Annotated in this window: 11 protein-coding genes and 3 pseudogenes; 9 read left to right on the forward strand and 5 right to left on the reverse strand. The window is 71.0% G+C overall.

Annotation, left to right across the window (positions count from 1 at the left end; all coding sequences use genetic code 11):
• Nucleotides 1-200: 200 nt before the first annotated feature.
• Nucleotides 201-589 (reverse strand): annotated as a pseudogene (locus tag AB0E14_RS37745) (transposase family protein); the annotation flags it as partial.
• A gap of 25 nt (nt 590-614) precedes the next feature.
• Here AB0E14_RS37745 and AB0E14_RS37750 point away from each other — a divergent pair.
• Nucleotides 615-871, forward strand: a pseudogene (locus tag AB0E14_RS37750) (IS5/IS1182 family transposase); the annotation flags it as partial.
• A 422-nt stretch (nt 872-1,293) separates the two neighbouring features.
• The gene (locus AB0E14_RS37755) at nt 1,294-1,695 is read left to right on the forward strand and encodes a hypothetical protein (RefSeq protein ID WP_362429416.1); all 402 of its coding nucleotides are present in this window, start codon (nt 1,294-1,296) and stop codon (nt 1,693-1,695) included.
• 51 nt (nt 1,696-1,746) lie between these two features.
• On the opposite strand, the gene AB0E14_RS37760 is transcribed toward AB0E14_RS37755, so the two are convergent.
• The 3 genes from AB0E14_RS37760 to AB0E14_RS37770 form a co-directional block, all read right to left on the reverse strand.
• On the reverse strand, nt 1,747-2,451 hold the full coding sequence (locus AB0E14_RS37760) for a MerR family transcriptional regulator (RefSeq protein ID WP_362429419.1): 705 nt from the start codon (nt 2,449-2,451) through the stop codon (nt 1,747-1,749).
• A 441-nt stretch (nt 2,452-2,892) separates the two neighbouring features.
• Nucleotides 2,893-3,381 (reverse strand): ATP-binding protein, encoded by a 489-nt coding sequence (locus AB0E14_RS37765; protein ID WP_362429444.1) that lies wholly within the window; start codon nt 3,379-3,381, stop codon nt 2,893-2,895.
• 296 nt (nt 3,382-3,677) lie between these two features.
• Nucleotides 3,678-4,043, reverse strand: coding sequence for a four-helix bundle copper-binding protein (locus AB0E14_RS37770; protein ID WP_362429422.1), 366 nt, complete (start codon nt 4,041-4,043; stop codon nt 3,678-3,680).
• Nucleotides 4,044-4,404: 361 nt separating this feature from the next.
• Between AB0E14_RS37770 and AB0E14_RS37775 the strand changes: the two genes are divergently transcribed.
• The 7 genes and pseudogenes from AB0E14_RS37775 to AB0E14_RS37805 all read left to right on the forward strand — a co-directional run bounded on the left by AB0E14_RS37775 (nt 4,405) and on the right by AB0E14_RS37805 (nt 11,374).
• A complete protein-coding gene (locus AB0E14_RS37775; protein WP_362429425.1) occupies nt 4,405-7,371 on the forward strand; it encodes a hypothetical protein in 2,967 nt (988 codons plus the stop codon).
• A gap of 352 nt (nt 7,372-7,723) precedes the next feature.
• Nucleotides 7,724-7,861, forward strand: coding sequence for a hypothetical protein (locus AB0E14_RS37780; RefSeq protein ID WP_362429428.1), 138 nt, complete (start codon nt 7,724-7,726; stop codon nt 7,859-7,861).
• A gap of 168 nt (nt 7,862-8,029) precedes the next feature.
• A pseudogene (locus AB0E14_RS37785) lies at nt 8,030-8,844 on the forward strand (transposase); the annotation flags it as partial.
• Nucleotides 8,845-8,960: 116 nt separating this feature from the next.
• Nucleotides 8,961-9,446 (forward strand): TrkA C-terminal domain-containing protein, encoded by a 486-nt coding sequence (locus AB0E14_RS37790; RefSeq protein ID WP_362429431.1) that lies wholly within the window; start codon nt 8,961-8,963, stop codon nt 9,444-9,446.
• A gap of 7 nt (nt 9,447-9,453) precedes the next feature.
• Nucleotides 9,454-10,635 carry a cation:proton antiporter gene (locus AB0E14_RS37795; protein WP_362429434.1) on the forward strand — a complete coding sequence of 394 codons (1,182 nt, stop codon included), beginning with the start codon at nt 9,454-9,456 and terminating at the stop codon, nt 10,633-10,635.
• Between the two features lie 125 nt (nt 10,636-10,760).
• Entirely contained in the window at nt 10,761-10,997 is a 237-nt protein-coding gene (locus AB0E14_RS37800; protein WP_362429438.1) for a hypothetical protein, read from the forward strand.
• Nucleotides 10,997-11,374: a fic family toxin-antitoxin system, toxin component gene (locus AB0E14_RS37805; protein ID WP_362429447.1), complete on the forward strand. Its 378-nt coding sequence runs from the start codon at nt 10,997-10,999 to the stop codon at nt 11,372-11,374. The genes AB0E14_RS37800 and AB0E14_RS37805 overlap by 1 nt, the downstream gene beginning before the upstream one ends.
• A gap of 31 nt (nt 11,375-11,405) precedes the next feature.
• On the opposite strand, the gene galK is transcribed toward AB0E14_RS37805, so the two are convergent.
• The gene (gene galK, locus AB0E14_RS37810) at nt 11,406-12,605 is read right to left on the reverse strand and encodes a galactokinase (protein WP_362429441.1); all 1,200 of its coding nucleotides are present in this window, start codon (nt 12,603-12,605) and stop codon (nt 11,406-11,408) included.
• Between the last annotated feature and the right edge of the window lie 89 nt (nt 12,606-12,694).

A 12,694-nucleotide genomic window follows, 5' to 3' on the forward strand; every position in this document is an offset into this window, starting at 1 on the left:
CCTGGCGACCGACCGGGCCAGCGCGGCAGAAGAGGCTCGATCAGAGCCCACAAGTCGTCGTCCACGATCCACGGCCGGGTAGTCACACCACCCCGAACAGCCGAATCATCACACCGGTCACGGCCGACCAGGGGCTCTTCAGCAAGATCGTGCTACGAGCTCTCAAGGAATCTCCTTCATCCCGTCTCTGTGAGCTGTTTTCATCCTGAATAGGTGCAGTTCAGGAGTGTGGGCCGACGGCCTGGACGATGGCACTGATGCGTCGGGTGGAGCATCTGGCACGGCGGAGGGTTCGCCAGGACTTCAGCTGCGCGAAGGCGCGTTCGGTGGCGCCTTGGTAGGCGCTCGGCGAGGACGAGGATCTGCCGGGCGAGGCAGGCCTGGACGATGCCACGGGCACGGACCGCGGTCAGGTCACGGGGCCGGGCGGGGTCGCGCGGGAGAACCACAGCGGTGTGCCGTCGGGGTGGGCGATGACCTGCAGGTTCATACCGTTCTTGCGGTGCTTCACCGAGCAGTACGGCTCGTCCGCCCTGATGCGGTCGATGGGGATCAGGGTGCAGTCAACGATCACGTGATCGCCTTCGCCCTTATAACCGAGAGGAGAGCGGAAAGTGCCCCTGCTGCCGGGTGTTGATGGGCGAAGTCGGCCGTAGCCGGGATCACCGGCAGGTCATCAACGGGGTGTCGTGGCATCTGCGGACCGGTGCCTCGTGGCAGACGGTCTGTGAACAAACGGTTCGCCCGTTGGGAGATGGACGCGACCTGGGCTCGCCTGCTCGAACAGGTCCAGGACCGCGATGACTCCGTCGGGGCGGTGGAGTGGACGGTGTCGGTCGACTCCGCGATCAGCCGGGCTCACCAGCACGCCCACATGAGGCTGCCGGCCAGGCCGCCGCGCGGGCACCCCCGGGTTCTGCGCCGCGCACCGGCTACACAGCGTGTGCGGGTGTGAGACGAGTACGACCACCGGACCGGCTCGCACCATCGACGTCACACCGCTCACCGTGCACGGGTTCACTAGGGACATTCCCCGGTCCGTGTGCGGCGCCGTCGGCATTAGCTGGAAGCAGACATTCGGACAAAGCGGATGATTGCCGAAGTCGCTCGCCGGTCAAGAGCGACGCGACCTGCCAGGCGATCGCTCACGCTCCTGACCGGCGCACCCAGTCCGAGCGGACCCGATCGGCACAAGCGTCGCGGTTTCACGTAGGGCGAGGCAGTGCGGTACGACCGCGCTGCCCGGCCAGCCGAGGCGACATGGCCTCCGGCTCCACCCCGAGAGGAGCTCACGTGACCACGTTCAGCGCTCAGTTCTCCGAGGCCGGCCTCTATCTGGAGCCTGTCGCCACCGACCTTGCGCGCCGCCGTGTGGACGAACTCATGGCGGACTTCCGTACCGGTTCCTGGAAGCCCTCGCCTCTCGAAGCGCGCACAGCCGAGCTGCTCCTCATCTCGACCGCCGACGACGGCATGCTGACCTCCGGTCGTATCCGTGCCGCCCTGTGGGAGGGGGGTGCCACCATGACCCCTGAGACCGACGGCCGGTTCGCCGAGTTCCTCGGCGCCCTCGAACCCGTGCTGGACGATCCCCAGCTCGTCGCACTCGACGTGGTCGACGCGGCCGGTGAGCTCGTGGGGGCCGTGGCCTCGACGGCCCCCACGAGCATCCTCCCTCACGGCCTTTCGGCGTAGAGGTCGGCGAAAGTCGGCTGAGATCAGCGACGTCGCCGACCGCGTCGCGGGCTATCGGCGCGTGGCCGGCTCAGTGCGCACGCCGCGGGCGTACGCCGAGATGTCGGCGTACGCGAGGCGGCGCAGGGCGGCGAACACCACGTCGCCGAGGACGGTGCCGACGACAACGCGCTCGACGAGTTCCTCGCGGGCGACGTGGCGGGACACGTAGCCGAAATCGGCGCGGGCCACGCGCTCGGCCGCGTCGGCGTAGACGTCCAGGGCACGGGTGGAGGGGCTGGCACCAGTGCTCTTGAGCGCGGCCAGGGCTGCAGCCAGGGCTACGGCGGCGGGGGCGTCTTCGTCCGCCTGCCAGCCACGACGGGTGATCAGGTCCACCACCGTCGAGTGAGCGGCGCGGATGCCGTTCCTCGGGTCGGCTTGATACTGGGGGACCATCTGCGCGGCCGCTGTGCCGAGCACTTTGCGTACGGGGCGATCCGGGTCGTCGACCGCGTCGACGACCGCGCGGACGCTCGCGACGGAGAGGCCGCCGATGTCGAGCAGGACGTGTATGAAGCGCAGACGCTGGACATGAGTCTCGTCGTACGAGGCCTGGTTCGGGCTGGTCAACCGTCCGGCCGGCAGCAGGCCTTCCCGTAGGTAGTACTTGATCGTCGTCACGGAAGCCCCGGTCCTGCGACTCAAGTCTCCGATGCGCACCGTGCGTTCACCTTCGGCATGTAGGTACTCGACCTTACAGCGGCGCGCGCCCATGGGTCAGGACGTCGCCATCCTCGGCCACTTCATCCAACATATGCCAGGGGCACTCGGGACTCGTACGTTCGTTACCCAAGTCTGCGCGATAGGGCAGACGGGGGCGCCCCGAGCTGCCGACCCGGTCGGCAGGCCCGGCACCGAAGGCCGTCATTCCGACGCCACCGTCGGTCTTCGCGTCGGCGCTCAGGTGCGGTGGGTGGTTCGGCGGCTCCCTGGGCGTGCGGGAACCGCCGACAGACAGGACCCCCACAGCGATGAAGAGGTGCATGCCCGGCCTGAGCGTAGAGGCAACTGCGGACCGTTGGAACCCCGTCGCTCTCGCCGGTGCTGCTGTCCCGCGAGCGCGTCGTGCGCTCGGCCATGTGGGTCCGAGGTGCCGCACCCGGTCCAGACGCGGCCTGCTGCGGGGTGACGGCCGGCAGAGTGCCGCGCCGTGGTTCAGAGGGCGTCCAGGGTGGCCCAGTGGTCGATGAGGCCCTCGGCGTCCAGCTGGGTGCCGGCCTGGTCGGTCAGGGCGGTGATGATGTCGGTGCCGCGGCCGTGCTCGTCGGCGGGCCGGTTGGCGGCCCACGTGGCGGGAGTGGGCTGGGGGCCGCCGTCGCTGACGTGGACCTGGATCCGGCCGGAGTCGCCGACTGCCCGCAGGTGCAGGATGACGGGGGGCAGCGCGTGAGCGACGGCGTTGGTGACCAGCTCGGAGATGACGAGCAGGACGCTGTAGATCTGGTCCTCGTCCAGCCCCCAGGACGCCAGCACGGGCCGGGCCTCGTGGCGGGCCGTAGCCGGTGCCAGCGGCCCGTGCTCCAGCAGGAGGCCGAACTCCCGGTGGCCCTCGGTGGCACCCTGTGCCGGCCGTTCGTGCAGCACCGCGACACTGCTGGAGCTCCCAGCAGGGCTGGAGTGGTACTGGTAGCCGCTGGCGTACATGACGATCACTTCCGGACGAGCTTCTGCCGTAAGGACTGCTCAACTCCCATACAAGGCGAACCCGTAATTTCGGGCATCGGGGGTTTTCCCTAGCGTTCACCTGCGGGCCCCTACTCGTGGATGCCTGCGGATGCGGAGATGCGCATGCTTGCTCAGCCGGTGGAGCCGCCCCCTCGCCGCGTCCCCGGGTGCGGCCGCCCGCCAGAGGCGCCGCGCTGCCTGGCCACCGGAAGGCGGTGGGTGCAAGCCACGGGGGCACGCTGCTCGCGTGCCCCCATGGCTACTGGCGGGTACGGTCACATGGCGGCGCCGGCCATCGACCGGCACATCTCGGCGCAGCGACGGCACGCCTCGGCGCAGCGCATCAGCTGGGCGTCGTCAGGCATGGCCATACACGCCTCCGCGCACATCTCACAGGCCTTGGAACACAGCGCGCACATCTCGGCCGACATGGGCGAGCGCCGCATCATCATGTCGGCACACATGCGCGTCAGCTCGGAGCAGTCCATGAGCGCGCGCATGACCTGCATCTGGGCCTGGCCGCCCATGGACAGGCAGGCGCTCATGGTCTCCTCACACATGGTGTGGCAGGACATGCACGCCTCGACGGCGTCCTGCATCTCCTGGCTGAGCGGGGTCGCGGCGGCGGACTGCTGAGTCATGACTCCTCCTTCAGACGGTGGGGCCCGGTGGTGGCCGTCCTTCCTCTCGTTCTACGCCCGGCCGCGCACGCCCACCATCCGAGAGCCGGTTCCCGCTCCCGTACCGCCATGGGGCGGCCCCCGTGGCCGTCGGCGCCGCACGCAGGGCCGGTCGGGGCCCGCCCCCACCGGTTACGGATCCAACGGTGCGCAAGGGCCCGGAAGTCGGCCCGAAAGGACACCCTGACGGCCGGAGCCAGGTCGCGGCAGCCGTGTTTCCCTGCCTCCTATGAGTCTTAGGAGGAGGCGGAGGAAGCGCCGCCCGGCCCTGTTGTCCCTGTTCGTGACGTTCTGTGTGGCCGCAGGGGCGTACGCCGGCGCAGTGACGTTCGTCGGCACGTCCGCCGACGCGACCCCGCCCCCCGTCGGCACGCAACTGCTGTCCGTGGGAACTGGGGAGCAGGCCGGCGAGGGAGGACAGAACCCCGCGGTCTCCGCGGACGGACGGCACGTCGTCTTCCAGAGCAAGGCGGATCTGGTCTCGCTCACCCCCCTGTACGACCGCAGCGCCTCTGCCGGCACGTGGCGCGTGTACTCCCGTGACCGCGCCAGCAGCGTGACGACCCTGCTCAGCGACCCCGCGGTCGACGCCACGGACCCGCAGGTCTCCGCGGACGGCAGGCGCGTCGTGTACCGCTCCGCCACGCGGCTCCTCCACGGGCTCACCCAGGCATCGTCCGTCGTCGTCGACCGGGACGTCTCCGGCACGGGACAGCTGGACGCCGACGGCAACGTCGCGGCTTCCGACTTCGCCGACGGACCGCCGGAACTCACCGAGTCCTTCCCGGGACTGTGCGCCCGAGACTGCGGCCCCAAGATCTCCGCCGACGGATCGACCGTCGTCTACCCGAGTGTCGCCTCACCCGTGTCACCGAACTTCGTGGTGTCCGTCGGCAGCGAAGGCGGCTCCTCCATCGACGTGGTCAACAGCAACTTCGTCGACATCAACGCGGTGACCGGGATCGCCCGGTTCAACAGGAACGATCCGCCGGTGAGCGTGACCGTCTCCACCAAGTCGGTCGTGCCCGGCCAGGAGACGGTGGATTTCACCGACAGGCTCAGCATCCAGAATCCGCACGGAAGCCGCTACGGTGCCGGGTTCCGGATCGGCCCCAAGACGTGTGACGCGTCCAGCACGTGCAGCAGCACTCTGACGTTCGACCCCGAACTGGGCTGCACCGCCTTCGACGCAGCTCAGAGCCAGCGCTGGAACCGCCTCGTGATCGACGGTCCCACGTCGGCCGGGCACACCAGCGTCGTACTCAAAGCCGACTGCGGCCCCAGAGCGGCCCGTGCCTTCTGCGGCTCCGAGCCCGGAAGCGACGGGCTCTACGCTCCGGGCCTGACGGCGGCGGAGATGGCCCGGCTCCCGGTCAGGCTGGGGAAGCCGGAACAGGACCGCGTGGCCGGCAACCACATCAGGCTCGGCAGCCAGTCCGCGGGGCAGCCGTACCTGGTCGCGGTCCCGACCCGCGACCTTCGCGGGACGGTAGACTTCGGCACACTCGACTGCGAGCCCATCAAGCTGGTCGACCCCGGTCCGCAGGCCAGGGCCAACGCCGCGAAGACCACCGGTGCCGATCCCACCCCCGTGCCCATAGGGACGCGCCTGGACGGGACCGACCGTGGCACCCTCTACTTCCTCATCAATCCAGAGTTCTTGCCCCCCTCGGTGCGCTGGGGCGGCGCGGTTCCGTATCAGGAACCCGTGTACGCCGCCCAGCTCCTCCTCGTGAGCGACGACGGTGGTTCGCCCCAGGGCGGGTTCGCCCTGACCGCCTTCTCCGTACGCCAGATCGTCGAAGCCCGCCGGGACACCTCGGACTCCGGTGGCTTCACCCCCGGACCTGCGGAACTCGTCAGCCGGGGCAGCACTGACAGCTGGGGTGTGAATGAGCTGGTCGACGGTGCACAGCCTTCGCTATCGGCGGACGGCCGCACGGTGGCCTACACCCGGTTCGACCATCCTGCGGCTGCCGTGAACCAGACCGCCGTGGCGGTCACCTACCGCAGCGACGACGGCACTTGGTCCCCGGGCGGCCTTGTCGCCTACGACCAGCAGTTCGGCACGGACTCGCCTTCCCTCTCCTCGGACGGCCGGAATGTGGCCTACGTGCGCCGCCCCGACCCCCCGGCAACCGGGCAGAGCGCCCAGGTGGTCGTCACCCGGCTTGTCGGCACCGTCACCGTCCAGGCGGTGTCGACCACTGCGGCGGGCGCACCGGGCAACGGGGACAGCTCCCGTCCCGTTCTCTCGCCTGACGGACGAGTCGTCGGTTTCATCTCCTCCGCCACGAATCTGACGGAGGACCAACCGGCGGACGGCCCACAGCTGTTCCTGCGCACGGTCTCCGACAAGCAGGGCATCAGCCGGCTCGGACCGGCAGACATCTCCGGTTCCGCCGGCTTGGACGAACACGGCTTCCTCGCCGTCTTTGCGACCCCCGATTCGCTGATAGGCACTGACACGAACGGCCGGCTCGACGTGTACGGCCGGGCAGCACCCGGGCGCCTGACCGTCCAGCCCGCCACCATCGACTTCGGATCCTTCGCCCGTCCGTCCGCGACCCCGCTCGGCATTCAGCTCACGGTCGGAAACGCGGGCCCCGGACCCCTCACCATCAGCGGTGTCCTGCCGGCGGCACCGTTCCGGTACGAGGGGACCTGCACCGGACGGGTGATCCTCGCGGGAGACACCTGCACGGCCGTCGTCTCGTTCACCCCCGGTGCCGCCGGCACCTTTACCGGTCTCCTGCGGGTCGAAGCGACCACGCCCGGCGCGGACGGCACGCAAGCCGCTGAATCCACGCTCAAGGCCGTCGTCGCCGACCCGCCGCCACCTCCGGCCCCGTCGACCACTCCACCCCCGTCCCCGACGCCCCCACCTTCGCCGACGCCCTCACCCTCTCCGTCGACCGATCCGTCCCCCTCACCGTCCCCGTCGACCCCGCCTCCGGCAGCCGATCCCCCCGGGCCGTCGGGCAGCTCGGGGAGGCTCGCGATCTGGCCCGTGATCGCCCGGCCCGGTCAGGTCCTGGAGGTCCGAGGCAGCGGGTTCGCCCCAGGCACCCTGGTCAACCTGACCTGGGGCGCCTCGAAACCCGCGAAGCCGGTACTCGTCACCCCCTCCGGCACCTTCCGCGCGTACGTCAACGTGCCCTCGGGGCAAGCAGGCGGCACCCGCGCCGCGATCACCGCCGCGGACGACAGGGGCAGCCTCCTGGCGTACACGGACTTCCTGGTCGAAACGCCACCGCTGCAGCCACCGTCCTTCAAGAACCGGGGGTGACGCCGCGGGGCTGGGAACGATCACGCGCTCGGCCCGTGACGGCGCGATCGCGCCGGGACTCTCGCCGCGCGGCTGTCGGCACCTGTCCCGCGCGGGTGCCGAGCCGCTGAGGCGTGTGCCGTTCCACGGGACCACCCCAGCCGGTATCGAGTCGGGCCGGGGAGGCCAGCGCACCCGAAGCCCGTCGTGCAGCCTCCCGCTGTGGAGAGTCGTCGATGGCCACGGCCACCTCCCCGCACCCTAATCCGGGCCCGACGTCCAGACCCGCTGGAACGACTGGGGCACGCGTCGGCGGTGCGGCGGACAGGCCGTCCGGGACCGGATGAGCGGATCGGGCCCGAGGAGCGGGCTGTTGCTGTTCCAGGCAATGGCCGACTACACCCCCGAGGAACTGCTGATCGGCGGTCCGCTGCGGACCCGCCCTCTGGTGGCCGAACTGGTCCTGATAATCACCGGGACGGTGATGACCGAGCGAGGCGTGGGCAAGTAGCTGCGCCGGCACGGCTTCTCCCCGCAACGCCCCGACCGGCGCTCGTACCGGCATGACCAGGCGAGAGTCGACGCCTGGCTCGCGGAGGAGACCGCCGCCCGTGGGATGCGGTGCATGTGCGGGCCCGTCTGGCCTGGCGTATGCGGGGGGGGCATCAAGTCCACCACGTTGATCATTGATGACACGGGGTTCGTCAAGGACGGGGACGCGTCCGCGTGCGTGACCCGGCAGGACACCGGCACGGCGGGCGAGGTCACCAACCGCCAGGCCGGCGTCTCGGCGGCGGTGTACTGGCGCCTGTTCCTGCCCGGGAGCTGGGATCCGTCCTCGCCGAAGGCCGATCCGGCCAAAGTGACACGCCGTGCCAAGTGCGCCATCCCCGCCGGGGTGGGCCATGTCGAGAAGTGGCGTCATCGCGGCCTGGTAACGCGCCGCGCGGCCGGTGCAGCGGCGGGAGGGCTCGCGGCCCGGCAGTGGCAGCAGCGGACACGAACGCATGTACTCGCGCTTCGTGGCCCTGCGGATCCGGCCCGCCGGACGTGAGATCCACAAGGCGACAGCTGGCACCGAGCCGGGCTTCCGGTGCGCTGGCTGCTGGCCGAATGGCCTGCCGATCAGGACGAGCCCGTGCGGTTCTGCTCTCCAACCTGCCCAGGACCACCCCTCTGACCGTCCTCGTGCGCACCGCGAAGCTCCGCTGGCGCATCGGGAACGACTCCCGTGAGATGAAACAGGCCCTGGGCCCGGCCCACTTCGAAGGCCGAACCGGGCCAGGCTGGCATCACCACGTCACCCTCGTCTCGGTCACTCAGGCCCTCTGCACCTTGCAGCGACTGAGCCGATCCCCCAAGAGACGGCGTCGGTCTGAGCCTCTACCGAATCGTTCACGAGCCCGCAGCTACTCCTCGCGATCTGGACCAGCGCATGCCCCACCTACCCTCTCGCCACGTCGCACCCTGTGTCAGGGCCTCTTGGGCAGCTGAACGTGCGCCTGGTTCACCCGTACGTCTTCCCGCTCGCCCGCTCCGCGCGCCGGACAGGCGGACGACGGTGGAGGTCCTCACCAGACGTAGGCCAGAAGCCAGGGATTGGAGACCGGATGCCCACGCCCCGCATGCGCACGACCCCCCTGCCCGGCATCGGCGTCCAGTACGACCTCGTCACCCGGGAGGACCATCACATCTCCGTGGTCGCCCACCGCGACGGCACTCGCACCCTGGCGGTCTACCTTGCCGACGACCCCGACGCCTGCGCCGAGGCCGTACACCTCACCGAAGCCGAGTCCGCCTCGGTGATCGACGCCCTGACGCCGGCGCACCACAGCCCCACCCTCCTGCACACCACGGACCTGGGTCTGGTGGCCGAGCGGATGGAGCTCAGCGCACACTCGTCGTGGAACGGACGGCTGCTGTGCGACACCCTGCTGCGCACCCGCACGGGTGCGACCGTCGTTGCCGTTCTGCGCCGGAGCGGTGCCGTTCCGGCGCCGCCCTCGGACTTCCGGCTGGCCGGCGGCGACGTTCTGATCGTCATCGGCACGCGGGAGAGCGCGGACGCCGCGGCCGACCTGCTGGACCGGGACTGAGGCGCGCGTGCACACCGCGGTCTTCCTGATCGAATTCGGAGCGGTCATCCTCGGCCTCGGGCTGCTCGGCCGCCTGGCCGCCCGCTTCGGGTTCTCTCCCGTCCCGCTCTATCTGTTGGCCGGACTGGCCTTCGGCGACGGCGGACTCGTACCACTCGGAGCGAGCCAGGAGTTCATCGCCGTCGGGGCGGAGATCGGTGTCGTCCTGCTGCTGCTGATGCTGGGGCTGGAGTACAGCGCCTCCGACCTCGTGACCAGCCTGAAGACCCAGTATCCCGCCGGGATCGTGGACTTCGTCCTCAACGCGGTGCCCGGCGCGGTGGCCGCCCTGCTGCTCGGCTGGGGGCCGGTCGCGGCCGTCGTTCTCGCGGGCGTCACCTGGGTCTCCTCCTCCGGAGTCATCGCCAAGGTGCTCGGCGACCTCGGGCGCGTCGGTAACCGCGAGACCCCGGCGATCCTCGGGGTACTGGTCCTCGAAGATCTGGCCATGGCCGTCTACCTGCCCGTGGTGACCGCACTCGTCGCAGGCGTCTCCCTGGCCGAGGGCGCCGTCACCGTCGCGGTCGCCCTGGCGGCGGCCGGGGCCGTCCTGTTCGGCGCCCTCCGCTACGGCCGGACCATCTCCCGATTCGTCTCCAGCGACGATCCCGAGAAACTGCTGCTCGTGGTCCTCGGCCTGACTCTGCTCGTGGCCGGAATCGCCCAGCGACTCCAAGTGTCCGCCGCGGTCGGCGCGTTCCTTGTCGGCATTGCCCTGTCGGGGGAGGCCGCGGAAGGCGCGCACAGCCTGCTCAGCCCACTCAAGGACCTGTTCGCGGCGGTCTTCTTCGTCTTCTTCGGCCTCCACACCGACCTGGTCGCCGTCGTGCCGGTGCTGGTGCCCGCCCTGCTCCTCGCCCTGGTCACCAGCGCGACCAAGATCGCCACCGGGTACTGGGCCGCGCGTCGTGCCGGAGCCGGTGTGCAGGGCCGGTGGAGGGCCGGCGGCACCCTGGTCGCGCGCGGCGAGTTCTCCGTCGTCATCGCCGGACTCGCGGTCACCGCGGGGGTCGCGCCGGAGCTCGGCCCGCTGGCCACCGCCTATGTCCTGATCCTGGTGGTCATCGGTCCGCTCGCCGCGCGCTACACCGAACCGGTCGCCGCCCACCTGCGGGGAGTGCGGACACGGGGCGACCGGCGTCTGGTCTGAGCCGGACGAGCGCCCGCCGTGCGGGAACAGCGACCACGAGCTGGTTCTGCCGATCCCCGGGACGAGCGGCGGGAGTCGGCGGGGTGTCGCACGCGCTCGGTGGTAACAGCTGTTACCATTCTGGCATGGGAAAGACGCAACTGGGTGCCCGGGTGGACGCGGATGTCGCCGAGCTCGCGCGTAAGCGGGCCGCTGACCTGGGGCTGTCGGTCGGGGAGTACCTGGCGCGACTGGTCCAGGACGACGCGAGCGGTCTACGGGCCCGCGCTGTCGACGCGGCCGCTCGATTCCTCGCCGAGCATCAGAGCGTCTTCGACGAGGCTGAGGATGCCCAGGTCTCCCGTGGGGCGCGCGCCGCGTGATGGAGCTGAACATCGACGTGCCCTGGATCCTGCAGGTCGCCGAAGTGGCGGGTGCGGGTGATCCGGCCCCTGACGACTACGGCGTCCCCGTCGCCGCGGTGGCGCGGCACCAGGCGGAGCTTTTCGAGCACCCTGTCTACGACGGGCCGTACGCGAAGGCCGCTGCCCTGGTTCACACCCTGGGCCGCTGCCGCTGGCTGGAACGCTCCAACATGGCGGTCGCGGCGGCCACCGGCGTCATGTACCTCGAAGCCGCCGGCGTCTCCGTGAAACCCACGCGGGACGACGCCGTCGCCCTGAGGGACCTGCTCCTCGACGCGACCTGCACCACCACCAGGATCGCCACACTGCTACGGTCCTGGCCCACCGCCACCTGACGTGCCATGGAGCCCGCCAGGGGCGTGCTCCCTACGCCTCCCTGCGGGCGCCCGCCGACGGCACGGCCGGGAAGATGCCCGGCGCGGCGAACCCGGCCCCGGCGAAGGCCTTCTCGACCGCGGCGGCCACGGACTCGGCCCGCTCCTCGGCCACGAGGACGATCGCGGAGCCGCCGAAGCCGCCGCCGGTCATCCGCGCGCCGAGCGCGCCGGCCGCGTTCGCCGCCTCGACCACGAGGTCCAACTCGGGGCAGGAGACCCGCAGATCGTCCCGGAGCGAGGCGTGGCCCTCGTTGAGGACGGGTCCGACGGCCGCCGCGTCCCCGGCGTCGAGGAGGGCGATCGTCCGCTCGACCCGGTGGTTGTCCGACACCACGTGCCGGACATAGCGGCGAACCGATTCCTCGCTCAAACGCGCGAGGGATTCGGGCAGTTGCACGTACGGGACTTCACGCAGGGAGCGCACGCCGAGCGCCCGCGCACCCGCCTCGCACCCGGCGCGCCGCTCCGCGTACGCGCCGTCCCCGAGGGCGTGCTTCACCCGGGTGTCCACGACGAGGAGCCGCAGCCCCTGCGCGGCCAGGTCGAAGGGCACCTGCCGGTACGAGAGGTCACGGGTGTCCAGGAAGAGCGCGTGGCCCTCGATCGCGCACGCGGACGCCATCTGGTCCATCACCCCGCACGGGACGCCGACGAAGGCGTTCTCCGCGCGCTGGGCGAGGACGGCGAGTTCGGGGCGGGAGAGCCCGAGGCCGAAGAGGTCGTTCAGGGCGAGCGCGCAGACGACCTCCAGGGCGGCGGAGGACGACAGGCCGGCCCCGGTCGGCACGGTGGAGGCGAGGTGGATGTCCGCCCCGGTGACCGGGTGGCCGGCCGCGCGCAGCGCCCAGACGACCCCGGCCGGGTAGGCGGCCCAGCCGAGGTCGCCCCGGAGCGGCGCGAGGGCGGCCACGTCCAGGACGACGACGCCACCCTCGACGTCGGCGGAGTGGAGCCGCAGCAGCCCGTCGTCGCGCCGGGAGACCGCGGCGACGGCCGTGTGCGGCAGCGCCAGCGGCATCACGAAGCCGTCGTTGAAGTCGGTGTACTCGCCGATCAGGTTGACCCGCCCCGGGGCGGCCCAGACGCCCTCCGGCGCCGCCCCGTACAGCGCCTCGAACGCGCCCGCCACGTCCGTCCGCGCCGCCTCGCCCGCCACGCCCCTACCCGCCGCCTCGCCCGTCACGCTCATCCGCGCTCCCGCTCCCTCTCCCTCGCGAACGCCCAGGCGTCCCGCACGATGTCCGCCAGGTCCGGGCGGGACGGAATCCAGCCGAGCCG

It is taken from the genome of Streptomyces sp. NPDC047981 (assembly GCF_040653315.1).
Lineage (GTDB): Bacteria > Actinomycetota > Actinomycetes > Streptomycetales > Streptomycetaceae > Streptomyces.